We start from the raw sequence: 24500 nt of genomic DNA on the forward strand, positions 1-24500 counted from the left end.
GCTTAGCGTTGGCTGAGTCAGTCATTTTGTAGGAGTATTAAATGCACAATATTAAGCAAGTGGTTATTGCTGGTGGCGGATCTGCGGGATGGATGACCGCAGCAGCGCTGAGTAAACTACTTGGCGAGCATGTAAATATAACCTTGGTAGAATCAGCGCAAATAGGCACTGTTTCGGTCGGGGAGGCCACGATCCCGCAAATTCGTCAGTTTAATCAACTAATTGGTATTGATGAAAATGAATTTTTAAGTGCCACTTCAGGTACCTTTAAGCTAGGAATCGAATTTATTGATTGGGGACAAATAGGGCAGCAATACATGCACCCATTTGGGCCATATGGGGTTAACTTAAATGGCATTGCATTTCATCATTACTGGTTAAAAAGTGTAAAAAACACCAACCCAGCCCCAATATTAGATTATTGCCTCGAAGGGCATGCCGCTAAATTAAACCGCTTTGACCGTATCGTAGGGCAAACAACCAAAGGGCATAGCACCCTTAACTATGCATTTCATTTTGACGCTGTTAAATATGCCGAGTTTTTATCAACGCTGGCTATTAAACAAGGCGTTAAACATATCCAAGGCACTATTTCACAGGTAACCATTGAGCCAAGTAACGGCCATATTAAAGATCTTATTCTTGATGATGGTCAGGTGATCAGTGGCGAATTATTTATTGATTGCACCGGTTTTAAAGGGCGCTTGATCAACCAAGCTTTGCATGTTGGTTTTGAGTCATGGCAGCATTGGTTACCATGTGATAGCGCGATTGCGATTGCCAGCGAATCACTCCCAGAGTTAAAGCCTTACACCCAAGCCACCGCTCATAAAGCAGGGTGGCAATGGCAAATACCGTTACAGCATCGTGTTGGTAATGGGCGTGTATTTGCAAGCGGATTTACTAGTGCAGAACAACAAATCGCGCAGTTAGCCGCGCAGTTACCTTCCAAGGCGGTGACTGAGCCACGCCAATTAAATTGGCAAAATGGTCGTCGTTTAAAAGCATGGCAAAAGAACTGTGTGGCCATAGGGCTATCTGCTGGCTTTTTGGAGCCGCTAGAGTCAACAGGGCTACAGTTTATTCAGTCGGCCATTTTACGGCTGATCAGTTTATTTCCTAGTTGTGCAATGGCGAAGGTGGATGCGGATACCTACAATAGATACACTGAACAAGAAATTACCGCTGTTCGTGACTTTATTATCTGCCATTACAAGGTAACAAAGCGCAGCGACAGTGAATTTTGGCGTTATTGCCAACACATGGATGTACCGAATACGGTAAGTGAGCGACTTGCTTTGTTTGCACAAAATGGCCGACTTTTCAGAGAAAACAATGAGCTATTTAATGAGCTTAGCTGGTTTTCAGTATTACATGGTCAAGGTATTGAGCCACAAGGTTATCATCCGCTGGTGAATAGTTTGAGCGATGCAGCTTGTGAGCAATATATGCAACAAATAAAAACCATGATCGGGCAAACCGCGCGCTCACTTCCTATGCACAGTGAGTATGTTGCTCGCCATTGCCGGTATTCTAAAAGTTAGGGTTTAAAAAGCATGATGACGTTTTTATTTTATTTAAAAAAACTGGGGATTTTTGCCAGTGCAGCCTTTTTAGTTAGCTGTGCTTCAACGCCTTATGAATTTACTCAGTCAGCTAATTATAGCCATCGCGTTAAATTTTTAGTGATGCATTACACCGCTATCAATTATGAAAAATCAATGCAGGTACTTGTCGAAGATGGCGGATTGAGTGCACATTATTTAGTGCCTGAGTCAAACGATCCGAGCTACCCAGATGACGAACTTAAAATTACGCAGTTAGTCGATGAGCATGACAGAGCATGGCATGCAGGGCGTAGTTACTGGCAAGGCAGAGAGGACTTAAACGACCAATCGATTGGTATTGAAATAGTTAACATACCAACGTGTCATTCCCCAGAACTAGAAGAGCATGAATTAGATACACAATTGCAAAATGATGCCTCAAAGCTGTGTATTTACCCAGATTATGATGCTAAACAAATGGCGTTATTAATCGAGTTAAGTCAGGGGATTTTAGCGCGCCACCCTGATATTGGACCAACGCAAGTTGTTGGGCATTCAGATATAGCGCCCAGTCGTAAAAATGATCCTGGTCCACGTTTTCCGTGGTATCAACTCTATCAAGCAGGGGTTGGCGCTTGGTATGACAACCACACGGTAGATAAATATTGGCAGCAATTTAGTGTCGTTAAACCCTCTATAGGTTTAATGCAAAGCGCTTTACGTGGCTACGGTTATGATGTGCAAGCGACGAATCAACTTGATCCGCAAACACTCGATACTTTAAGTGCTTTTCAAATGCATTTTTTACCATGGCACGTTAGTGGTAACGCCGATGCACGCAGTGGCGCAGTACTGTTTGCATTAATGGAAAAATACTTTCCTAAAAAAGCAACCAAATTAATGGCGCAGTATAATCAAGAGCAAACCACAGTTGAGCCGCAGCCAAAACAATTAGCCAATGCACAAGTGGTTGCGTTAATTCCCGAACGAGACCCAAGCACACGTTTATTAGTCAATAATCGTGGTACGTTTAAAGCCTACAAAGGCCGTGGCCAGCTAGTGATTGAAAACAACACCGCCACCAGTGCCGATATTTATATCAATGGCGAAAAAATCAATATAGCCAGCCCGCTTCAAGCAAATAAACAATACGCATACAGTTTAAGTAAACGCACGCGTAACGGCATTAACACGTATAAAGTGGGCAATGTATTGCCCGAAGGCGCAAGTTTAACCTTACGCTTTGCCTACCCACAGCTGAAAAAAAGCGCCAATAATACATACAATTTTAGTGCTGTAGATAAACTTATTAATGATGATATTGCAGCGGGATTTCCAGGGGCAGTGTTAGGCGTAATAAAAGATGGAAAATTAATAAAACTAAGTAGTTATGGAGATGCAAAAAAATACCAACGTAATGGTACTGCAATGAAATCGCCGCAAAAAATGCAAACAGACACCTTATTTGATATTGCGTCAAACTCAAAAATGTTTGCTACTAACTTTGCGCTTATGAAACTTGTAAGTGAAGGCAAGCTTGATGTAAATAAGCCGCTTTTTTACTACTTACCAGAGTTTAGAGGGCGCGGGCGAGAGCAACGCTTAGTAAAAGATTTACTCACCCACAGTGCGGGGTATCCTGCGGTGGTGGACTTTCATCGAAAAGACAATAAATTTGGTGAGCGATTTTTCTCGCAAAATAGCTTGCGGACTAAAAATTTACTGTTAACAGGCGTGCCGTTTATAGCAGGGCGCAATGTTAAGCACTTGTACTCAGATATAGACTACATGCTGTTAGGCGTGCTGATTGAACGCATTACGCAACAAGCGCTGGATCATTATGTTGAGGGGCAAATCTACCAGCCGCTAGGCTTGCAACACACATTGTTTAACCCGTTACAAAAAGGGGTTAGTAAACACACTATTGCTGCAACGGAGCTTGCAGGAAACAGCCGTGGTGGCCGAATTAGTTTTGATAATATACGCACCGACGTACTGCAAGGGCAAGTACACGACGAAAAAGCATTCTATGCACTTGGTGGCGTAGCAGGGCATGCAGGCTTATTTAGTACCGTAGAAGATCTTGGTGTGCTTTCGCAGTTGCTATTAAATCGCGGCGGTTATGGCGATAAACAAATATTTACCCCGCAAGTGCTCGATCAGTTTATAGCGCCGCAAGCGAGTAATGAAACTTATGGGCTAGGCTGGCGAAGAGCTGGTGAACACGCCCAAAAGTGGCATTTTGGTCCTTACGCAAGTCCACAAGCGTACGGCCATACTGGCTGGACAGGCACAGTAACCGTTATTGATCCTGCGTATGACTTAGCCATTATTTTACTCACTAATGCACGTCATTCGCCTATCAAGGGCAATGACACCCATTATGAATTTGTTGGTAAAAAGTTTGAGACCGGAAAATATGGCTCAGTAATCTCACTGGTTTATGAGGCTTTGCTTAATCATTAATGTAATCACTCATTAAAGCCACTAACTTAAATCACTAGTCGAATTAAGTTGAGTTTATTGTGCAACTGATTAAGCTAGTGGGCTTGTTTATAAATAATTATAACAGCGGCGCAGTCGCTACTAAAAAGGTTATTGTATGTCTTGGTATTCAATTTTACCGCCGTTGATAGCGATTTTGATCGTGTTTTGGCGCAAAGAAGTGATTATGGCACTGTTAGTTGCTGTTGCTTCTTCAGAGTTTTTACTCGCCCTACAAGGCGATGGAAATACGCTTTTTAACACATTTATAAATACCATAGAGCGTATTGTGGCGGTGGCTAGTTCACCGGGGAATAGCCGTATTTTGATTTTTAGTATTTTAATAGGCGCATTGCTTGCATACATTCGTGAATCTGGTGGTGTGGCAGCAACCGTTAATGTATTGATGAACAAAGGCGTCGCAAAAAGTAAACGCCAAGTTGGTTACTTAACGATGTTCTCAGGCGTAGCCGTGTTTATAGAATCTAACTTAAGTGTATTAACCTCGGGTATTTTATCTCGTGGCTTATTTGATAAGTTTAAAATGAGCCGAGCACGTCTTGCTTACATTATCGACAGTACCAGTGCACCGGTGTGTATTTTAATTTTGCTTAATGGTTGGGGCGCTTATGTACTTGGCTTGTTAGGTAATTATGAATTACCAGAGTCGGCGGTGTCGGTGTTATGGGGCAGTATTGGCTATAACTTTTACGCTATTATTACTTTATTATTAGTTTTTTATACCATCACCTTTGATAAAGTGCATGGCCCATTAAAAAAAGCAGAAGAGCAATTAGAGCACCAAAAAGCAGATGTACAAGAAGAGGTAAAAGGCACCAAAGCACGCTATATGCTAGTGCCACTTATTACACTGATTGGCAGCATGGTCGGCTTTATGTACTGGACCGGTAATGGCGATATTGCCAGCGGCAGTGGCTCTAAATCTGTACTGTATGCAACTATTTTAGCGTGTGTTGTCGCGTACTTTTTAATGATCAGTTCACGTCAATTTACTCATCATAAGCTGGTGGATATCGGCTTTAAAGGCATGGGTGAATTACTCCCGTTGGTGGCTATCGTGTTGTTATCGCTTACACTTGGCGCAAGCTTAAAAGATTTAGGCACCGGCGTATTTGTAGCGGGACTGGTGGGCGATTACTTACCTATATACTTAGTTGTTCCGGTGCTGTTTTTAACTGGCGCGGTGATCTCATTCACGACTGGAACATCGTGGGGCACGTTCGCAATTTTAATTCCAATTGGCGTACCGCTCATTCAAGCGTTAGGTTTACCGCCTTCATTAGTGATTGCGGCAATCTTAGGTGGCGGTGTATTTGGGGATCATTGCTCGCCCATATCTGACACCAGCGCGGTATCGGCCATTGCCTCCGGTTGTGATTTACTCACCCACGTTAAAACGCAAATGCCTTACGCACTTTTTGGCGGCGCACTCACGTTTATAGCGTACTTAGTTACGAGCATTATTGTGCTGTAAATTTACAATAATTAAATTAGTGAGAACAAAAGCCTGCAAATTTGCAGGCTTTTTTGTTGCGCAGGCGCTGCTGCTTCAGAGTTTGTTGTAGGAGATGGCTTCAATCACTAAGGGTTTAATACCAGTCATTGAGTGCAACGAGAAACCCAACGGGCTTGGTTTAAATTGTAGGTCGTCCTTTAGGGCGAAAAAGTGAATGTCACCACAGAGGGCACAGAGGCGCTTCGCTGCACAGAGATTAAATATTGGTCGTAGGTGTTGGCTTTAGCCACGAATTTTTCACTTAAGCATCACTTGTCGGGATAAATCCGCGACCTACATTAATAACCTTATTCAAGGTTTTTCATGCTGGCGCATGTGATTGGTAGATTGGGTAGAGTGCAACGAAACCCAACGGGCTTGGTTTAAATTGTAGGTCGTCCTTTAGGGCGAAAAAGTGAATGTCATCACAGAGGGCAAAGAGGCGCTTCGCGCTGTACCGAGGTTAAATAGTGGATGTAGGAGATGGCTTTAGCCACGAATTTTTTACTTAAGCATCACTTGTCGGGATAAATCCGCGACCTACATTAATAACCTTATTCAAGGTTTTTCATGCTGGCGACGGCAGCTTTTAACAACAGCTAAATCGGGCTGCCGCTTCAGGATCCGCCGTAGGGGCTGGCTTTAGTCCGAAAAATTATCATATTATTCAGCCGCTAATGTTTTGCATAATCTAATTAGGGATAAATCCCTGCCTATATTAAGGGCACATGTTACTTTTTTGATAAAAAGTAAATACAGGTTGTAGCTTCGAATAATTCTGGCACGTAACGTTTTCAGGCTTAAAATCAGAAGCGACTCTTAGCTTAAATAATTAACTGTAATATCATGTAATAACCGCTTTTTTGAATCTTGTTTATATTTAGTGACGAATAAAATGACAAACCTTAGTTTTAATATCACGAAAATAAAGGAATAAGTTATGAAAACGCAAAAAGTTGTTGGCTATTGTAGTAACTGGATCACTCAAGAAAGTTTAAAGTCGCAGATAGAAGGTTATACTCACGTTATTTTTTCATTTTGGATATCACCTGAAGATGGGGTTTTAGGTGCAGCTGAAGCTGCCGCAAATGATCCAGAGCTTATACAATATGTTAAATCACTAGGGAAAAAGTGCATACTTGCAGCAGGTGGTGAAACTTATAACCCAAATGTGACTGATTCAGCACAGGCAAGAGAGTACGGCTTGGCACTTGCAAAATATGCATTAGAATACGGCTACGATGGCGTTGATTTTGATATCGAGAATATTACAGCCTCAGAAGCTTTAAATTGGCTGAGTGAGGCTACAGTGACAGCTGCAGAATATTCGAGTGAGCAAGGAGAAAAGTTAATTATTTCTCACGCACCACAAGGCCCATACTTTCCTGAATACAGCAAGTTAGAAGAGTTAACACATGGCTACATCGATTTTTATAATATCCAATATTACAATCAGGGAGCGTGGGAGTATCAAGCATATGAGTCATTTGAAATGTTATTTCCATTAAAATATCAGAATATAAGCAATCCGACTTCAATTGAAAGCATTGCATCTCAAGGTGTTCCGCCAGAAAAAATTGTACTTGGTAAACCTATTACTGAAAATGATCTAAGCTCTAGTGGTTTTATCCCACTAGATCAACTCGTCGTCATTATTCGTCAGGCGCAAAGTGAAAACATTGCTTTTGGTGGGGTAATGGGATGGAAAATTGATAGCGATATCGATGGATTATGGGGCCGAACAATTGCGGCTACTCTAAATACAGCCTCTTAAAGGTAGCTTGCTGTAGTGGAATAAAAAATCAAAGAGCTTTGGTTTTATCAATTAGCGCACCCGATACAAGTTAGGTGCGCTATTTTTATTAAGTTGCATTTTGGTGACGGGGTTTTTCGAATTCCCACTGATTTTTAAACACTTGAATTCAAGTATTACGCGCTCTATTTTGGCACTACGCGGTATATACCCATGCCGTCAATTCCTAGGTATAAATCGCCGTTGGGGTGAGTTGCAATACTGCGCACTCTACCAGCGCCTTCAAACAACTTGCTATGACCGATAATATTGTTGCCATCGAGTTCAAGCATGACTAAGTGTGCAAATTTCATTGAACCAACCACGATATTGCCTTTCCACTGGGGGTATTTATCGCTACTAATAAATGCCATACCCGAAGGCGCGATAGACGGCACCCACACCCAGTCAGGTTTTTGCATCCCTTCGCGGGTGGTCTCATCGGTAATTTTACTGCCATTATAGTTGATACCGAAAGTAACTACGGGCCAACCGTAATTAGATCCTGGTTTGATAATATTGACTTCATCGCCGCCTTGCGGGCCATGTTCGTGGCTCCAAATCACACCCGTTTTTGGGTGCATCGCCATGCCTTGCGGATTCCGATGACCATACGAATAAATACTTTTGCGCGCGTTTTCGTCATTATAAAACGGATTTGATTTAGGGATTGTACCATCAGCATTAATGCGGTGTATTTTCCCTGCATCGTGCTCTAAGTTTTGTGGATGAACATCGCGGTTGCCACGATCGCCAATAGAGAAATACAAGTAACCGTCTTTATCAAATTCAAGGCGAGAGCCATAATGGAACGTTTTTGTGGTGTTAGGGCTGCCATCAAACAGTAGTTGCTGATCAATTAACGTCATGTCTTTTAAGCGTGCGCGCATAATAGAGGTATTATAGCCTTCGTCATCTCCTTCATAGCCAGAGTAAGAAAAGTATATCCAGCCATTGTCTTTAAAGTTAGGATCAAGCTCCACATCAAGTAGTCCTCCTTGACGCTCAGCATGTACTTTAGGTACCCCTTTAATGGCTTTCTCTAGCAGTTTTCCATCACGAATAAGCCTAAGATCACCCGCTCTGTTTGTGACTAACAAGTCTTGTTCGTTAAGCCACACCATGCCCCAAGGAATTTGCACGCCTTTGGCAACTAATTCAAGTTCATACTTATCGGCACTTGCGGCAACGGGAATAGGCTGCTCTGGCTGAGCGAAGGTATGTAACGAGGTAAAGCTTATAATAGAGGCAACTAAACTGGTGTAAATACACTTTTTCATGACAGTTCCAATTTGTGAACAACAATGACACTAGATTAGCGTGATACAAGCAAAATTGTTATTAACTTTCATTAAAGTGCGATTAGTTTCATAAAATGCAAGGTAAATGACAGGGTTGTCGCACTGGTGTTTTAGGTGATGGCTTTATCCGAAAGGTTTAACACCAATGATAGATTAACCACCGTAGGCGCTGAGCTTACAGACGCATGTGATTGGTAGGTTGGGCAGAGTGCAATGAAACCCAATGTTTTTTAAATTGTAGGTCGCCCTTTAGGGCGAAAAAGTGCATTTCACCACAGAGGGAACAAAGGCGCTTCGCTGCACCGAGGCTACATATTGGTTGTAGGAGTAGGCTTTAGCCACGAATTTTTCACTTAAGCATCACTTGTCGGGATAAATCCGCGACCTACATTAATAACCTTATTCAAGGTTTTTCATGCTGGCGACGGCAGCTTTTAACAACAGCTAAATCAGGATGCCACTGCTTCAGGATCCGTTGTAGGAGATGGGGCTTTAGCTACGAAATTGTTAACACTAATGATAGATTAGCCACCGTAGGTGTTGAGCTTACTGACGCATGTGATTGGTAGGTTGGGCAGAGTGCAATGAACCCCAACGGGCTTGGTTTAAATTGTAAGTCGCCCTTTAGGGCGAAAAAGTGAATGTCACCACAGAGAGCAAAGAGGCGCTTCGCTGCACAGAGGTTAAATATTCGTTGTAGGAGATGGCTTTAGGCACGAATTTTCACCTTAGCATCACTTGTCGGGATAAATCCGCGACCTACATTAATAACCTTATTCAAGGTTTTTCATGCTGGTGACGGCAGCTTTTAACAACAGCTAAATCAGGATGCCACTGCTTCAGGATCCGTTGTAGGTGATGGGGCTTTAGCTACGAAATTGTTAACACCAATGATAGATTAGCCACCGTAGGCGCTGAGCTTGCTGGCAAATGTGATTGGTAGGTTGGGCAGAGTGCAATGAACCCCAACGGGCTTGGTTTAAATTGTAAGTCGCCCTTTGGGGCGAAAAAGTGAATCTCACCACTGAGGGCACAGAGGCGCTTCGCTGCACAGAAGTTAAATATTGGTCGTAGGAGTAGGCTTTAGCCACGAATTTCCCCACCCAAGCATCACGCTTAATCCTTCAAACCGCAATTGATGTGAGCGTAAACGACGAAGATAGGCCAACTTTCGCCTCATCGCGCAGCCATGCGCGATATTACTCATCAACTACTTATTTTCAGGGCATAATGACGGGGAAGGGTGTTAAACGTGAGATTGGTATTTGCTCTGGGCAAGGTGCAAGCTCTATGCAAATTCTAATGAGTGACTTCAATACTTGATTATATTTTATGACCATCAAGGTTAAGTTCCACACTAGCAAGGGTTTTCACGTTTTTCATTTCTTTTTGTAAGGCTTCTAATAACTTTTCATACTCAAAGATAATGTGTTGGTACCATTCCCACTCTAACATCCCTTCTTGTTCTGATATTTCCCACGTATATGAGTTATCTTTGAATTGCTCATTCACTAAACTTTTTAAAAATTGGCTTATTTTCTCTATATCTGGTGACAGATAAATTGAATTTCTCTCAATGTTTTTTATCGAAGATTTGAGATTTTCAATATACTGCATTTTTATGTTTTTCTGCTCAGATATATACTGCTCGGTATTGTACTTTCTATTGAATTTCTCTTTGTCAATAGCGATGTCATCTTCAGCATCTTTGTAGTACTTTTTAACTATTTCTTCAGGGTAAATATCTTCATCAATCCCCCTGTAACTACAATTATTTATGAATATTTCGTAATATTGCTGGTCTACAGCTAGACGCTCTGATACATAATCTGTCATTTCTAATAAGTTTATCCAGATCTTGTCGTAAGCATCTTTCTTCACTTCCCATACTTGTTGGCTTGCCCATGTTTTCTTTGCTAGATCGTCTTTAATACCTTCAACTATGCTTGTGTTGGCGGAAAGTTGCCTTTGTATATCATGGTAGCTTTCGGCTAATGCTTTTAACTTCCCTTTTTCAGGCAAGTAGCCCTTCTTTAAGTAGCTAGTCGCTAGAGCTTGAACGATAGCTACAACAATAAACATGATTAGTCCAATGAGTGATACGTCGATAAAGTTTATACAGTTCATACAGTTTTAATTCCTTATGAAGCAATGCTATGCATAATAATGCCTAATATTCCTTTGACTATTAATTTATAAGTGATGAGAAATAAATAGGGACTGTTTTTTGACTTTCGCTTGAAAAAACAAGACCACAAAATTAAATAGTAAGCACTTATATTTCTCCGACACAGCTTTGCTATTTAATAAACACTATGCAAATAAGGTAAAGAGTCAAATTATTTGCTGCATAATATTAATTAGCTTGAGCACTACCGCAATTTTTATATAGAACTTTTACAAAGTACGATGAAGCAAGAGATCACCCCTTACACACCTTCACTTCACTCCCAGCATGCTTAAGGGCGATTATATGCCCTTGGCCATTGTGGGCCATGGCGAGCATGTCGCCGATATTTATATCACTTTCAACAGCGTGTTTGGTTTTTAAGCTATTCAATAACGAGTCTTTTATTTGAATGAGTACTTCGCTGTGGCAGCTGGCGATGTACCAGTCGTTGTCTACTTTAACTAATTGCCCGTATTCAATATAGCGCTGTTGGTGTAGGCGCAGGTCGGCGGCGAGTTTATCGTCGAGCTGTTGTTTTTGGCTAGTTATTTTACTTGAATAACTGCCCGCATTATCTACTTGGTGAACTTCAATAAAATGATAGCTGCTGTGTTGCATGGCAAAGGTGTTGCGCGATTCGTCATGAACAGGGGTGTTAAATATGGTAAAACCCAATACCACTAATGCGCAGGCGAGGCCGGTCATTTGCAGGGGTAATAAAAAGCGGGCGGGCTTTTTAATTGGTGCTTTAGTTAGTAGTGCATGCTGCTCTGGCGTTAACGTGTGTGCTTTTTTACGCTCGCTAAAATGCTGTTTAAGCTGTTGGTCAAATTGCTCGTTATGCTTGTTCATTGTCAGCTCCTATTATTATTTTTAAGTTTTGTTTTGCATAACGTAGCCGTGTTTTAACGGTTTCATGATTGCTTTGGGTGATCTGTTGTATGTCTTCAAGCGAGAAGCCTTCTTGCTGTAAGCTAAGCGCTTCGCGTTGTACAAAGCTCAATTGCATGAGTGCACTATTAAAGGCGGCATAGTCAAAGGTCTGTTCGCTATTTGGAGCGACGATGACTGTGTTGTCCTCGAATTCAACAAAGCGCTGCTGCTTACGAAACTCGTCAATTAATGCATTACGTGCTAGGCGAAAAAGCCACGCTTTTGGGTTATCTTGCGGTTGATAATACTTACGTTTTTCCATCACTTTGAGCCATGTTTGTTGGCTAATATCAAAAGCGAGTTGCTCGTTACTTTGGGTCACTAAATAGTGATAAAGATCATTGCCAAACAGGGCGACGAGCTTAGTTAAGTGGCGATTGTCGCCACTTTTTGCGTAGTCAGCCAAATGATCTTTATTTGGCTGACTAATAAACCATGATTTTAAGCTCGCGATCATAGGCACCTTACTTTGTTTATTATTGAGTGTGCTTTTTTATTGAGTTTGATCTAATTTAAAATCAAGCTGTACACTTTGGTTTGTTTGCACTTGTGCTACGCCATCAATCACTTTTGGGCGGTATTTCCAGCGCTTTATTGCGCGTAGTGCTTCGCGGTCAAAAATACGTTTAGGTTCGGCATTCGTTACTTGTGCGTCAATTACTTCACCCGTTGCAGATACATTAAAGCTTAATTGTACCCAACCTTCAATCCCTTCACGCGCGGCTACGGGTGGGTATTTGGGATTTATACGTACAATGGGAGTGGCATCGCCAGTTGGGCGTTGTAAGGTGGCTTTAATATCGCCGCCTACTTTGCCAATGTTTAAGTCTGGCGTAAATGTGCCAGTAATAATATTAGTGTCTATGCTTGGCGGATTACGCTGCGGTGTTTTTGGCGGCGTTTGCATTTTAGGTGGTGGCGGTAATGTTTGCTTTTGTTGTACTTTTGTATCTTCTGGAGCTTGAAACATTTCTACAATGATTATGTCGCCGTTATTTCTTGGGGCGCGCTGTTCGCCGCTTATTAAATACTGCATAAATGCAAATGCGGCAAAGGTCATTAAGCCACCGCCAATAATCGCGGCTGATGTTTTTAACGCTACGGGCTGTTGGGGGGTTGTAAGTGTGTGCATAAGCATTTCCTGTGTTTGTTATACCCAAGCATCTGGGCGTTTCACAGGTAAAACGGTTGTTAAATCAAAAAGGGGTGAAATATTTTTAAAAAGTTTCGTCATTGCGTGTAGTGATTGGCTACAATGGCGGCTGAATCCTTTTTGTTTTTAATCTTATTAGGCTGTTATGCAACTTATTCAAATTGATAAAGCTCGTTATCGTAAGCATTTAAATCGCGTTATTATTGGCTGTGGCCTTGCTTTGGCCGTTGGCAGTTTGGCTATTTCACAAACTCTTATTGCTTTGTTTCCTGATGAAAGCGGCAGCCATTTTCATTGGAATTTAATTGGCGTGGTTATTACGAGCTTAACAATTGGCTGGGCACTTAATAAATACCGTACTCACGATTATATGACTGAAGTTGTTTATGTGTGGGAATTAAAACAAGCGCTTAATAAAATAACCCGTAAATTGGCAAAATTAAAAGCCGCAGGGCGAGAAGGTAATCCTGATGCGCTATTAGCTATTCATTATAGTTATGCGGGCTCGCGTTTGTTATGGCAGCTTGACGATAACACCATCACTATGGATGAGCTTGCTATTAAACAAGCAGAGCTAGATAGTGTGGCGGCTAAATTTAATGTGAGCTTAGACGCTAATAACTACGATCCTGCAATTTTAAAGCAGTTTTAAGTAATATACCCATGAAAAAAATTGAAACAATCTTACTTGTTTTAGTGAATTTAATTAGGTTATTATCAAAAAACATACAATTATAAATGATTTATTTAAATGAAATTAATTTTTGCAACAACATTGCTTTTTTTATCAGGCGCAAGCCATGCAAACGATGTTAGTTTTTCGATTGGCGGTGGTTACCCTTACGTCGCAGTGCCTGAGATTTCTTTAGCGACAAATGAGGGAGCACAGCGTTGGTATGCTAATTATAAAATTGGTTTAGATGATGGCTTTTCGGCTGGTTTTGAACATGCCTTAACGAGCGATAAAAAACATGCCGTAGGTATTGTTGTTGGTGCATTAGGTGTGCAGGATGATGGTCATCAATGCCCTTTAGAATCTGAAGATGACAGTATTGGCGATGCATTTGGTAATATTTTTGGCTGCGCGGCATCTGGGATATTTGATAGAGAGACCACCAATGGTGTAGGCGTGAGTTATAGTTACCTTTTTAGTGGTTTAAATGAAAGCGGTTGGCGTGTTCGTTTGGAGTTAGGTTATGGCGAAGGCACTAACAGTAACGAAAGTCGCGCAGATGGCGGTGTGAGTATTAGTTACGAGTTTTAATATTAGTTTCAAGTAATAATTGAGTAGGCTTTAATAATAAATTTCAGCCTACTCAAACACTATTAACAGCCTTCTACTGTTTAACCTTCCTTTTTGTTATATAACACCTAAGTTCGTTCTTCTGTTTCAGTTTTTTAAATTAATAATAAGTCCGTTTGTGCATTATAATCGGTTGTTAAAAAATGCTGGTTAAATAAAACGAAATGGCCTGGCTTTACGTATTGAAGCAAATAAAACTGCTGCATTGTTTAGGAAGTTGCTGTGAATAAAATAAATCCAAAAAAATTACGAAATAGTAAGTGGACGGCTGTTAAGCCAATTAATAAAGAAAAACACTTTATTATTGTTGATATGGAGTTTGATGAAGAGGGCGCTGTAGTGGCTTGTGTTATTGAGGCGGTTATGTCAAAACGAGCTGTTGAAATCGATTGGCGCGATTTAAAAGACACCGCTAATTGGTTACAAGGTTGGCAGTAATACATTGGATTAAAATTGAAAAACCACCAGCGTTATCACTGGTGGTTTGAGCATCTAGATAAAATAGCGATTACTATTTTAATTCAATCCACGCCATGTTCCAGTAAAGACCTACACCAGGCTCATACTGATTTGAACCTTCAGACCACTGTACGCAATAACCATTGTATGGCCATGGCTTACACTGATAAACCTTACCATTTTTAGGTTGTAGCACGATTGTATTAGCTTTGTAGCTGCTTAAATTTTCAGGGAAAATAAAGTCAGCATCGGTGTTTGGTGGCGTCACTGGTGGAACGGGTTCTCCCGGCGTACCAGTGCTTTGTTCTGCAATATTTAAGTGAAACGATTTTTTGTCGGTAGTGCCATTGTGTGCAACATAGCTAATTACTAAATTGTAGTGACCAGCTTGGGCATGAGGGTAATCTAACGTGAGTTGTGATTGCCCCGCATCCACTTGATACGTTTTACTTTGCACACTGTTATATGACTTGTTTAATGTTGCAGAAATAACGGCTTTAGTGCTGATATTAATAGCAAAATCAAAACTAATAGCGCCATTTTTGATGACGTAGTTATGGGCTAAACCACTCACAGTAAAGTTTGGTTTAGGCAGTGGCGCCATTTCAAAAGCAAGCTCAACTGAGCTTATGCCAGAGTTACTTTGTGCGAAGATTTCATTGCGACCAGAGATTGGCTCAATATTTTTATCTTCATTTAGTTGACCTGCTTGTAGCCATGACTGCGACTCGTTAATTTTTTTCGCTAAAGCAAGGGTCCAATTTTCACTAAGACCTTGCTCTGTGGTTGTTATTTCTAACACGGTTTGTAAAGAGGGTAATTCTTTAGAGTCACCAAATACGCGAGTTTTTACTTTATCGCCTACTTTTAAATCACGACCAGTGCCAATATCGCCTACATCTTGCCACGACACATTGCTGGTATCACCGTTATCGATCATCACATCAACAACATTATAAAAGCTCATTGGAGTATCTGCTACATCCCATACGCCTAGTACAATGTGGTAACCGCTACGATCTGACGGTACGTTACACAGATGTGTTAATTGACGCGGTGGCTGTTTGTTGTAGCTTTGGTATTCGCAAAAAGGAACCGCTTCAAATTGGTCGCGAGTTAATGGGCTATTAGGGTTCCACGATTTTTTAGTAATAAAATAACGCCAGTCACGAGATGAATGAGCGGCTGTTAGTGTCCAGCTAAACTCATTTGGACCCGCTTTAATATGGCGTTTTGTCCAGCGATTGATTGATTGACTGTCAAGTTGACCAAATCCGCGAAGGCCTGCACTGGCAATATGACCATCAACAGGGCCTGATTCAGGGAAACGATCTAGCCCTTCTAGGCTTTGTGGTTCATAAACAACATTGCCGCAATTGGCGTTTTCGCGTAGGCGGCATAAGTAGCCACGAGATTCTGGTTTAGAAATATAACCATGGGCTGATGCGGTATTTGAAACAGGAAGTAACATTGCTAATGCCAACGGTGATATTGCGAGCAATGTTTTATGTAGTATGTTCATTGTGATCCTAAAAAAGCTAAATGTAATTTAATTTGACGCGCAGAATAAGCACAAAAATGTACCTTAAGTTTATTCTGCTCGTACCTTTTATGGTAACTTTGAGGTGTGCTTTACACAATAAGCTTTAAGTTTGAAAAGTAGAGGTTAGGTGTGTTTTTTAGTTGTAATGGCTTGGTTTTTTTGTGGTGGGTAGTTATTTAGTGTTGTATTTTTCTCTAAAACATTAAATTAGAGCTCGTTGTGATCTTGTGTGTCGTAACGTAATAGGTCGCCTGGTTGGCAATCAAGGTGTTGGCAAATAGCGTCTAAAGTACTAAAACGAATCGCTTTTGCGCGGCCAGCTTTTAATACTGATAAATTTTGTGGGGTAATGCCAATTGCATTTGCAAGCTCGCTAGATTTCATTTTTCTCTTCGCGAGCATTACGTCTAAATCGATAATAATTGCCATTAAATTACTAACTCTTGTTCTTGTTGTAATTGGTGTGCTTGTTTCATTACCCACGCGATGACGTAAATAATTAATCCAGCTAACAAACCAATAATGTCTGTGTCATTAATTGACACCATTCTACCAAGTCCACTGCCGGTTACATAATTAAGTAGTGTAAAAAGTAGTGCGGGGTAAATGGCAACAATAATAAATTGAGCAAGTAAAACAGTACCAAGCCAAGTAAAGCAGCTAATATTTTTTTGGTTAAAAAAGAGTCCTTGGCGATAAAGGTAAAATAACCGAATCAAAATAATATTAATTAAAATAAAAGGCAGTAGTTGCAGTAAACCTAACCAAATTACAGCATTGAAGTTACTTTGTGTTAGTTGTTTAGCGGCTGATGCCCATGATCCGCTTACCTCAAGCCCAATCCACATGTTAGTGCCGTTTTCTTGGCTAAAATTTAATAGTGGGGTATCGCTGATCAGCACAATTACAGTGGTAATGAGCATCGTGAGTAAACTGAGCAATAGCAGCGTTAAAATGATATTGCTCATCCAAATTATTTTTTTCATTGTTATAGACTATTTGGCGTTAATTGGGCTAATAATACCTCATAATGCTTTTTAAGTTCAGCACCATCTAGTGCATCACCGTGATGTTTTCCCTGTGCGATATATAATTGTTTATGTTTTGATGCTGAATGCGCGTAAAGATCTTTAGCAAGAGAGCTTGGCGTTTGTGTGTCTTTTTCGCCTGTAATAATAAGTAAAGGTGCAGTGTATTGCTCCATGACTTTAAGGTTATCAATCTTGCGTAACTCAGGTGAGTAGTTCAGCTCAATAAAAGGCTTTGCGTACCAAGGGATACGAGATTGTGTCATTTGCTCTACATTGGTTACACTGCCTTCAAGTACTAGGGCTGCGACACTTCGTTGGCTGGCAACATAACTTGCTATCATGCTTCCTAATGAGTGACCGTGAACAATAATAGGCGCATTAACAAGTTCACTGTGTTGCTTTGCAAAATCAAAAACGGTTAACGCATCCTGCTTTAAATTATCAATAGTGGGTTTCCCGTCACTAAGCCCATAGCCTCTGTGATCGATCATTAATATATTCGTGTGTAAGGGCAAAAGTGCCGTTGCAGGCTCGCCCCCGGCTATATTTACTCTAAATTGATTGCCACCAAAATATAGAATAGTTGCTTTAGCATTATCTATGGTTATTAACGTTCCTCTTAATTGAATACCATCTTGGCTAGCAATCGTTATAAGTTGTGTTTTTGCTGAGCGATTAATAGCTTTCAGATCAGAGAGTTGTATCCGTTTATCTGGCTTAATAAAGTGAGACTCTTTAAGGCTTATGGTAGTACAGGCTGCTTGGCTAAATAGCAGTAGAGTAAGTGATATTTTGATAATTATTTTTAACATGGTAGCTCCTTTAAAAAATTTAATATGTCAGGGTTGTTACTTTTAATCAATCAAAAGTTATCGTTTAGCGGTAATTTTATTGTTTTAAACTTCAATGTTCCACCACTGTAGTTATAAATGTGATGATGAAATTAACCAAAAAATGGCTGATTTAATCAGTAAAGAGAAAGGTGCTTGATAGCAGATAATATAAATTGCTAATTCGACTGAGCAATTTATTTAGCTTGATTATCATTCAATTTAGTAGGTAAAAGGTTTTATTTTTCGTATTTATTTGCTAGGGTTGCGGTTGTATTATGGATGATTGGTTTTTTCAGGGATGATGATGAAGACTATTACTGCCTTTTGCCTTTGGCAATCTGTTGTATGTAGCTATGCGTTCGCGCATATCACTTATGTGAATAAGTCCCCTCTAAATATCCAGCGTTATTTCACTACAAAAATAGTTAATGAGTTATCAGATAATAAGTTTGAATTGATTTATTTTGATTCAAATTTGGATTTGTTATCCCATCAATATTTTGAGCATAACGCGGTAAGTATTCAATGTATAATTGATGTACCTGTAGAGCAAAGTAATAAGTATGGAAATGCTTATAAATACTGGAATGATGGAAATGTATTTCAGTCGTGTGCGACTGCATCAACAGATTTTTTTTCTATCAGTGAAAGCACTTTGTTAGAGGCGGTTTCAAATCAAAATATCATTGTTTTGCATGTACCCAATAGAATCAAGCCGGATCTCCTTTTACACGGAAACTTACTCGTTGAACGCGCATTTAAATTAATGCCTTTAACTGAGTTTCATCAAGCTTATCCTGAGATTACTAAGTTACTTAAACGTAATCGTAGACTGATTGTCGGGCAAGGAAAGCATACCTTCCAATTATATTTAGTGGTAAAAAGGAATTAAAAATGCAAAACAATAAACTTACAAAAAGCGCTTTATGTGTAGGCATGGCGTTGGCTTCAACCTCTGTTTTTGCTGCAAGTAGCTGGTTATCACGCGTTAATACAATAGATGAAAACCAAAATAAGCAAACCTTTTCAGCTCAAAATATCCAATCAGTCAATGTAAGCTCCACTGATTCTTCTAAAGCGATATTTGATATTACAGTCTCTTTGCATAATAACCCTGAAGGGGTTGAGCAAGTAGTTTATGAAGAAATTTTTGCAAATTTTGCCGATGGTATCTGTGAACAAACTAATGGTGCGCATAAGCTAGGAAAAGTAAGTGTATTTAGAGAAAATAAGCATCGCTCTAAATCTGACATTATTTGGGGTGAAAGAGAGTGGCCACGTGCCAATGCTTCTGGTTTTGGTGCCAATGGCATGCACATTTGGTTTGGTGATGTTTTCCCTAATGGTGCATCGCCAGGTGTTGATCATGACATGCTTAACGATCCATTAGGTGCAGGTTATACATTAGCACATGAGTGGGGGCATTATGCATATGGCGTATTTGATGAATACCAGGGTACAGCCGATTCAGGGGAAGCGAGCACACCGTTAAATACAGATGTTGCTGCAACATCTATAATGAGTAACCAATGGCGAGCAACGCAAGGTGATATGATATGGCTCAATCATTCTACGGCAGATTCTATAGGTGACGTAAACCGTACAGCACAAGGGCGGGTTTACGGTAAAAGTGCTTGGGAGGTATTACTGCAAGATGCTAAAGATGACCCTAAGTTAGGGCGTAAAACAGCGCAGCCTAATCGTACACGTTTTGTCACATTGGCAGATAATGCACCTGATAGTACTACACCAGTAAAAATTGAGCTACCAACGGCCCAGGCATCATGTCGCGATCAACTTGAAGTTGTTTGGGTTGAAGGTGATATTGATATGCAAGTTGTTATAGATCGCTCAGGCAGCATGTCTGGCTCAGCAATTGATAACGCAAAACAAGCTGCCAAAATATTAGTGGATGCGACAGCTGAAGGCAGTACTTCCTTGGGGCTAGTGAGTTTTTCTAGCAACCGCAGTGTTGTACAGGACTTTCCAATACAAAAAATCGAAAACCCTGATACAGGTGTAAAAGTAAGTTTGAAGGCCTCAATTGATGCTATTCGTTCTTCAGGCTCAACGGCTTTATACGATGGGTCACAGTTAGCGCTAGATAATTTAGTTACCTATCAACAAAATGAGGGGAGCGGTGCACCAGGAGTGGTATTTGTATTAGCTGATGGCGATGATAATAGCTCAACAAGGTCGCAAAGTGAGGTTATTGCAAATTATCAAAATTCAAATATTCCTATTTTTAGCTTTGGTTATGGCTTTGCATCACCAACAGGCCCTTTATTAACGTTAGCAAATGAAACCGGGGGAAAATATTTTTCATCTCCTACATCACTTGCACAAATTGTGGATGCATTTTTACAAGCAAATGCAATCGCAACGGATAACCAAAATTTAGCGTCATCATTGCTCACAATAAATAGTGCTGAAAGTGCCACGCAAGCAATAGAAGTTGATTCAGGTTTAGATAATATTAATGTTTTTGTGAATCATAATTTAGCGGCAACGGATGTTGAGCTTAAATTATTAGATGCTACTGGTGTTGAGGTCACCGGAGTTGTTTTTGAGTGTGTTGAAGCCGCGGGCACACAGTCTTGCAATACAAACATTACTCAAGCTGATATTGCGGCACATGGTCTTGGGCAGTGGCAGCTGCAGATCAGTAATGTGAGCGTAAATAGTGAGTTAAAAACTGCTGTTAATATTAGTGCGGAGCCAAGTCTTTCAGGTAGTTATACGGTCAGCGTAGAAGGCTTTACAGGTAATGCAGTAACTTACCCTGAACCGATGATTATCACCACTGCGATTACGAAGGATAAGTTGATCACTGGGGCTAATGTAGTTGCGACTATTACATCACCGTCGGACCTTACCACGACGTTGGATATGTTTGATAATGGCCTTGAGGGAGATGCGGTGGCAGGTGATGGTATCTACTCTGTTATTGCTCCTTATAAAAGTAACGGGATTTACCAAGTAGAAGTTCACGTAAATAATAATGATAGCGCTGCTATGTATACGACTACGGGCTTATTAACGGCGACTTTAGATGGATCAGTTCCTACAATTGAAGCGTTACCAGCGATTACTGAAAATTTTGTACGTATCACTAAAACATCTTTAGTTATTACCGATGTACCACGTGATAGTGATGGTAACGATACCTATACAGGTAGTGATGATTTAGCTACAACGAATGCAGGTGTTACAGGTGTTGTTGATAATGCAGGTGATATAGACTTTTATGATATTAGTGGTGTTGATACTAGTAAGGATTTAGTCGTTCGTGTAGCTGATTTAAGTTTAGGTATGAAGCCGAGCCTAAATTTATATAAATCAGATGGTACAACAGCAATAAAAGAAAGCATTACTTTGGATACTAATCCATCTAAAACAGGGTATCTATATTATACAATAGATAAAGCTGATCTAGAGTCAAATATTTATGCTGCGGTTAAACATGAAGATGTAAGTGCTGTAGCGGGTGGGTATCAAATTAGTGCTGGTGAGGCATTAAATACCGACGTTGCGCCTAATAATGCACCAGCGATCAATGCAGATAATGTTAGCGTCTGGTCAGGTCAAACAAAAATGTTATCGCCTTTAAATAATGATACCGACATTGACGGTGATACGTTAACGATTGACAGCATTGATACCACTAATACACTTGCAACGGTTACCCTTTCAGGAGATAAAGTCACCTATGATGCATCGGTAGCATTTGCTGACGAAACACAAGGGACCATAGTAACCGATACGTTTAAATATATAGCCACAGATAATAACGGTGCATTTGTTGAAGGTACTGTTACCGTAGCTGTTAATATCAACAGTTCACCTGAGGCCGCTGTTGATACGGTTGAAGTGAAAGAAAATGCATCAGTTACTATTTCTGCCTTGAGTAATGATAGCGATATAGATGGTCATACAATTACGTTATTAAGTTACGACGCAGCACTTAATGGGCAGTTAACAGATAATAATGACGATACTTGGAATTACTCTCCAAATGGGCAATTTGATAACCTTAAAAAAGGTGAAACAGCAACAGAGAGCTTCACTTATACGATTGCCGATGAATTGGGCGCGCAAAGCTCAGCGCAAGTGACTATAACGATTGTAGGTGTAAATACATTGCCAGTAAGTGTCGAAGATACAGCAACAACAACTAAGTCTGAAACTGTACAGGTTGATGTTTTAGCGAATGATACTGATGAGGATGGTGATGTATTAACTGTTTCATCGTTTAATGCTGATAATATCAAAGGTGCAGTTACAGATAATGGTAATGGTACGCTAACATATGATCCTGCAGGTAAATTTGACAGCTTATACAGTGGAGAATCTACGACAGAAACATTTACATACACGGTTTCTGATGGTGAACAGCAAGTAACAACAAACGTTGTGATGACTATTACAGGCGAAGGTACTAAACCTGCTGTGCCGGTAGATAATACAGAGCCAACTTCGCGTAAATCGAGTGGTAGTTTATATTGGTTTACATTGTTATTAATGCCATTTGCGGCGCTTAGACGACGTAAAAAATAATATAATTTAAAATAACAGAAGCAAGCTTCATTAAGCTTGCTTTTTTTGTGAGTTAAACTGAATGGATGAGCATTATTGCTAATTAAATAACTCATTCGCGGCATTAAAAATTACTTATACATGATAGCCATAAGCGCTGCCTTGTTATTGAGCTACTCCCTTATCGCTGTAACGGAGCGCTAATTCAATGCAATTGGCATCACTATTTTTTACTGCGCGGAGCTCCTAGTACAATAGCCGTTTGGCAAATGCATACCGATAAAAATGCGCTGACACCCAATGCCCCCCCAAAGTTATTAAATCTCGGTATTAAATGTTCAAACAGTACTGAAAAAATCAAACTGGCTGAAAATAAAGTGTAAATACCAAAGCGTTTAGGCGCACTCATGCCGATGAAGGTACCGCCAAAAAAAATTGCACTGTAAAGCTGTGCATCAACGTCACTCAAGCTCAATAGCAGATAAGCGCTAATTGATAAGATTGCTGATGCACGAATGGCATCAAGACGATTGTGTTGTGCTAGGTAAAAAGTTAAGAATGCGCCAAGTAACGCAAGTAGTGCAGATATAAGGCTCATAAAACAATCCCCTTAGCTAATACAAATAGAGCTACACTGACAAATGCAATACTTCCCAATCTACCACCAAAGCCTGTAAATAGCTTTGTTGTTAATACATACAAAATTGCGCCAATCAATGAAATAATGGCAAGCTCCCAGTAGCTACTTATTAAACCCTGTGAACACATACCAGCAAAGCTCCCAGCATAAATAGCCGCATATGGGTGATTACCAGAGCTTTTTGGAAAAGGAATAAAGCTACCAATAAGCCCTGTAAGGCAAGATGCAATAACCACAGGTACCATAAACTGTGTATGCAAGGTGTAACACGCAATAGAGCCCATAAAAAAAGCAATGTATTTTAGGATGAAAAATTTGGTCATAGCGCAGTGTTAAAAATAGGGCTTACTTGTAGTTTTAAACAGTAAAGCATTTTATTGTTAGGATCATTCATTTTATTTTACGATGTTTAAATATGGTTGTTCGGTTGCTATTTGTTTTTCAGGTTCAGGTAACTGCCATTTTTTTAAAATTGCTTGATATTGGCCACTCTCTTTTACTTGTTCGATCGCTAGCTTAATTGCTGATGCCGCTTGCTCATCTAGATTTTTGTTTGCAGCAAAGTAGAGTGTGGAAGGGTAATCAGTTAAATGAACATGCTTTTTTACTTGGTTAGGGTCTAAACCAATAAGTTTTAATTCATTTTGTAATGTGAGTGTGTTAGTTAAAACAAAGTCAACTCGGCCTTTATAAAGCATATTCCACAATTGAGAGTAATTACTTACGAGTACTAAGTTATTACTCTCATCAAAACCAGCATTTCTAAGATAATGCTCGCTTGAGTAACCCCTAATCGTACTGACCCTGTAAGCTCTTGCGGCTTGAAGTGAGGGGGTCGAGTATTTAAAATCCTTTAGGCTTACTAAATATGCATCTGCAAAATAGACTTGACCGAGCCATTGAAACTGACTTTCACGAGTTGGATTTTTTAATAACGACATCATGATGATATTTGGGTGTGTTTCAAATTCATGAAAAGCGCGTGCCATTGGCATTATTTCAAATTTACCCGTTAATTTTGCTTTTTTTAAAACGGCTTTTGAAATATCCACTAAAGCACCAACCACTTCACCTTCACTATTTTTGAAGTGATAAGGAGGTAAGTCTTCAGCTACGAATGTTAACGATGTTGCTAAACCAAATGGGCTGTACAGTAGTAAAGTGAAGGTTAGTAGCAGGTTGCGCAATATAAATGCTCTCTTTTTAAACAAGCAGAGTGCAGTTTAGTGAAAGTTAGCCTAAAGGTATAGAAATTATTA

The 24500-nt window shown here is 40.2% G+C and carries 21 protein-coding genes; 9 read left to right on the plus strand and 12 right to left on the minus strand.

Features of this window, described 5'->3' with window-relative positions; all coding sequences use genetic code 11:
* The first annotated feature begins 41 nt into the window (after positions 1-41).
* From ACJJVX_RS10305 to ACJJVX_RS10320, 4 genes are all read left to right on the plus strand, one after another.
* On the plus strand, positions 42-1544 hold the full coding sequence (locus tag ACJJVX_RS10305) for a tryptophan halogenase family protein (protein WP_054453157.1): 1503 nt from the start codon (positions 42-44) through the stop codon (positions 1542-1544).
* 12 nt (positions 1545-1556) lie between these two features.
* Positions 1557-4013 (plus strand): penicillin binding protein PBP4B, encoded by a 2457-nt coding sequence (gene pbp4b / locus ACJJVX_RS10310; protein WP_054453159.1) that lies wholly within the window; start codon positions 1557-1559, stop codon positions 4011-4013.
* A 136-nt stretch (positions 4014-4149) separates the two neighbouring features.
* Complete coding sequence (locus ACJJVX_RS10315; protein WP_054205363.1) at positions 4150-5526, plus strand: Na+/H+ antiporter NhaC family protein; 1377 nt, start codon at positions 4150-4152, stop codon at positions 5524-5526.
* Positions 5527-6487: 961 nt separating this feature from the next.
* Entirely contained in the window at positions 6488-7321 is an 834-nt protein-coding gene (locus ACJJVX_RS10320) for a glycoside hydrolase family 18 protein (protein WP_054205364.1), read from the plus strand.
* A 164-nt stretch (positions 7322-7485) separates the two neighbouring features.
* Here the strand turns inward: ACJJVX_RS10320 and ACJJVX_RS10325 are convergent, their stop codons facing one another.
* The 5 genes from ACJJVX_RS10325 to ACJJVX_RS10345 all read right to left on the minus strand — a co-directional run bounded on the left by ACJJVX_RS10325 (position 7486) and on the right by ACJJVX_RS10345 (position 12875).
* Positions 7486-8619 carry a PQQ-dependent sugar dehydrogenase gene (locus ACJJVX_RS10325; protein ID WP_405631347.1) on the minus strand — a complete coding sequence of 378 codons (1134 nt, stop codon included), beginning with the start codon at positions 8617-8619 and terminating at the stop codon, positions 7486-7488.
* Positions 8620-9963: 1344 nt separating this feature from the next.
* A complete protein-coding gene (locus ACJJVX_RS10330; protein ID WP_405631349.1) occupies positions 9964-10722 on the minus strand; it encodes a hypothetical protein in 759 nt (252 codons plus the stop codon).
* A 340-nt stretch (positions 10723-11062) separates the two neighbouring features.
* Positions 11063-11662, minus strand: coding sequence for a hypothetical protein (locus ACJJVX_RS10335; protein ID WP_405631351.1), 600 nt, complete (start codon positions 11660-11662; stop codon positions 11063-11065).
* Positions 11649-12200, minus strand: a complete 552-nt coding sequence (locus ACJJVX_RS10340) for an RNA polymerase sigma factor (protein WP_405631353.1) — start codon at positions 12198-12200, stop codon at positions 11649-11651. Before ACJJVX_RS10340 ends, ACJJVX_RS10335 begins: the two co-directional genes overlap by 14 nt.
* A 36-nt stretch (positions 12201-12236) precedes the next feature.
* Entirely contained in the window at positions 12237-12875 is a 639-nt protein-coding gene (locus ACJJVX_RS10345; protein ID WP_054205371.1) for an energy transducer TonB, read from the minus strand.
* A gap of 166 nt (positions 12876-13041) precedes the next feature.
* Here ACJJVX_RS10345 and ACJJVX_RS10350 point away from each other — a divergent pair, with 166 nt between their 5' ends.
* From ACJJVX_RS10350 to ACJJVX_RS10360, 3 genes are all read left to right on the plus strand, one after another.
* Positions 13042-13548 (plus strand): DUF3087 domain-containing protein, encoded by a 507-nt coding sequence (locus ACJJVX_RS10350; RefSeq protein ID WP_342884268.1) that lies wholly within the window; start codon positions 13042-13044, stop codon positions 13546-13548.
* A 99-nt stretch (positions 13549-13647) separates the two neighbouring features.
* Positions 13648-14160, plus strand: a complete 513-nt coding sequence (locus ACJJVX_RS10355) for a hypothetical protein (RefSeq protein ID WP_405631356.1) — start codon at positions 13648-13650, stop codon at positions 14158-14160.
* Positions 14161-14421: 261 nt separating this feature from the next.
* Positions 14422-14637, plus strand: coding sequence for a TIGR02450 family Trp-rich protein (locus tag ACJJVX_RS10360; protein ID WP_054453179.1), 216 nt, complete (start codon positions 14422-14424; stop codon positions 14635-14637).
* 73 nt (positions 14638-14710) lie between these two features.
* Here the strand turns inward: ACJJVX_RS10360 and gbpA are convergent, their stop codons facing one another.
* The 4 genes from gbpA to ACJJVX_RS10380 all read right to left on the minus strand — a co-directional run bounded on the left by gbpA (position 14711) and on the right by ACJJVX_RS10380 (position 18044).
* Positions 14711-16180 (minus strand): N-acetylglucosamine-binding protein GbpA, encoded by a 1470-nt coding sequence (gene gbpA, locus ACJJVX_RS10365; RefSeq protein WP_405631359.1) that lies wholly within the window; start codon positions 16178-16180, stop codon positions 14711-14713.
* Positions 16181-16408: 228 nt separating this feature from the next.
* Entirely contained in the window at positions 16409-16630 is a 222-nt protein-coding gene (locus ACJJVX_RS10370; RefSeq protein ID WP_054205376.1) for a helix-turn-helix transcriptional regulator, read from the minus strand.
* A complete protein-coding gene (locus ACJJVX_RS10375) occupies positions 16630-17187 on the minus strand; it encodes a DUF2975 domain-containing protein (RefSeq protein ID WP_405631362.1) in 558 nt (185 codons plus the stop codon). The genes ACJJVX_RS10370 and ACJJVX_RS10375 overlap by 1 nt, the downstream gene beginning before the upstream one ends.
* Positions 17188-17189: 2 nt before the next feature.
* On the minus strand, positions 17190-18044 hold the full coding sequence (locus ACJJVX_RS10380; protein ID WP_405631364.1) for an alpha/beta hydrolase: 855 nt from the start codon (positions 18042-18044) through the stop codon (positions 17190-17192).
* A gap of 325 nt (positions 18045-18369) precedes the next feature.
* Between ACJJVX_RS10380 and ACJJVX_RS10385 the strand changes: the two genes are divergently transcribed.
* Both ACJJVX_RS10385 and ACJJVX_RS10390 read left to right on the plus strand, forming a co-directional pair.
* On the plus strand, positions 18370-18957 hold the full coding sequence (locus ACJJVX_RS10385) for a hypothetical protein (RefSeq protein WP_054205379.1): 588 nt from the start codon (positions 18370-18372) through the stop codon (positions 18955-18957).
* A 2-nt stretch (positions 18958-18959) separates the two neighbouring features.
* On the plus strand, positions 18960-22622 hold the full coding sequence (locus ACJJVX_RS10390; protein WP_405631367.1) for an Ig-like domain-containing protein: 3663 nt from the start codon (positions 18960-18962) through the stop codon (positions 22620-22622).
* A gap of 202 nt (positions 22623-22824) precedes the next feature.
* Here the strand turns inward: ACJJVX_RS10390 and ACJJVX_RS10395 are convergent, their stop codons facing one another.
* The 3 genes from ACJJVX_RS10395 to ACJJVX_RS10405 all read right to left on the minus strand — a co-directional run bounded on the left by ACJJVX_RS10395 (position 22825) and on the right by ACJJVX_RS10405 (position 24428).
* Complete coding sequence (locus ACJJVX_RS10395; RefSeq protein ID WP_054205381.1) at positions 22825-23199, minus strand: hypothetical protein; 375 nt, start codon at positions 23197-23199, stop codon at positions 22825-22827.
* A complete protein-coding gene (locus tag ACJJVX_RS10400) occupies positions 23196-23564 on the minus strand; it encodes a hypothetical protein (RefSeq protein ID WP_170174240.1) in 369 nt (122 codons plus the stop codon). Before ACJJVX_RS10400 ends, ACJJVX_RS10395 begins: the two co-directional genes overlap by 4 nt.
* Before the next feature lie 72 nt (positions 23565-23636).
* Positions 23637-24428: a substrate-binding periplasmic protein gene (locus tag ACJJVX_RS10405; protein ID WP_405631369.1), complete on the minus strand. Its 792-nt coding sequence runs from the start codon at positions 24426-24428 to the stop codon at positions 23637-23639.
* Positions 24429-24500 lie beyond the last annotated feature (72 nt).

Source organism: Pseudoalteromonas sp. Ld20 (assembly GCF_045064175.1).
Lineage (GTDB): Bacteria > Pseudomonadota > Gammaproteobacteria > Enterobacterales > Alteromonadaceae > Pseudoalteromonas > Pseudoalteromonas neustonica.

Bases quoted from the DNA above. Each gene is read 5' to 3' on its own strand.
- ACJJVX_RS10305 (WP_054453157.1), top strand. From the start codon at position 42: ATGCACAATATTAAGCAAGTGGTTATTGCTGGTGGCGGATCTGCGGGA.
- pbp4b (WP_054453159.1), top strand. From the start codon at position 1,557: ATGATGACGTTTTTATTTTATTTAAAAAAACTGGGGATTTTTGCCAGT.
- ACJJVX_RS10315 (WP_054205363.1), top strand. From the start codon at position 4,150: ATGTCTTGGTATTCAATTTTACCGCCGTTGATAGCGATTTTGATCGTG.
- ACJJVX_RS10320 (WP_054205364.1), top strand. From the start codon at position 6,488: ATGAAAACGCAAAAAGTTGTTGGCTATTGTAGTAACTGGATCACTCAA.
- ACJJVX_RS10325 (WP_405631347.1), bottom strand. From the start codon at position 8,619: ATGAAAAAGTGTATTTACACCAGTTTAGTTGCCTCTATTATAAGCTTT.
- ACJJVX_RS10330 (WP_405631349.1), bottom strand. From the start codon at position 10,722: ATGTTTATTGTTGTAGCTATCGTTCAAGCTCTAGCGACTAGCTACTTA.
- ACJJVX_RS10335 (WP_405631351.1), bottom strand. From the start codon at position 11,662: ATGAACAAGCATAACGAGCAATTTGACCAACAGCTTAAACAGCATTTT.
- ACJJVX_RS10340 (WP_405631353.1), bottom strand. From the start codon at position 12,200: ATGATCGCGAGCTTAAAATCATGGTTTATTAGTCAGCCAAATAAAGAT.
- ACJJVX_RS10345 (WP_054205371.1), bottom strand. From the start codon at position 12,875: ATGCACACACTTACAACCCCCCAACAGCCCGTAGCGTTAAAAACATCA.
- ACJJVX_RS10350 (WP_342884268.1), top strand. From the start codon at position 13,042: ATGCAACTTATTCAAATTGATAAAGCTCGTTATCGTAAGCATTTAAAT.
- ACJJVX_RS10355 (WP_405631356.1), top strand. From the start codon at position 13,648: ATGAAATTAATTTTTGCAACAACATTGCTTTTTTTATCAGGCGCAAGC.
- gbpA (WP_405631359.1), bottom strand. From the start codon at position 16,180: ATGAACATACTACATAAAACATTGCTCGCAATATCACCGTTGGCATTA.
- ACJJVX_RS10370 (WP_054205376.1), bottom strand. From the start codon at position 16,630: ATGGCAATTATTATCGATTTAGACGTAATGCTCGCGAAGAGAAAAATG.
- ACJJVX_RS10375 (WP_405631362.1), bottom strand. From the start codon at position 17,187: ATGAAAAAAATAATTTGGATGAGCAATATCATTTTAACGCTGCTATTG.
- ACJJVX_RS10380 (WP_405631364.1), bottom strand. From the start codon at position 18,044: ATGTTAAAAATAATTATCAAAATATCACTTACTCTACTGCTATTTAGC.
- ACJJVX_RS10385 (WP_054205379.1), top strand. From the start codon at position 18,370: ATGAAGACTATTACTGCCTTTTGCCTTTGGCAATCTGTTGTATGTAGC.
- ACJJVX_RS10390 (WP_405631367.1), top strand. From the start codon at position 18,960: ATGCAAAACAATAAACTTACAAAAAGCGCTTTATGTGTAGGCATGGCG.
- ACJJVX_RS10395 (WP_054205381.1), bottom strand. From the start codon at position 23,199: ATGAGCCTTATATCTGCACTACTTGCGTTACTTGGCGCATTCTTAACT.
- ACJJVX_RS10400 (WP_170174240.1), bottom strand. From the start codon at position 23,564: ATGACCAAATTTTTCATCCTAAAATACATTGCTTTTTTTATGGGCTCT.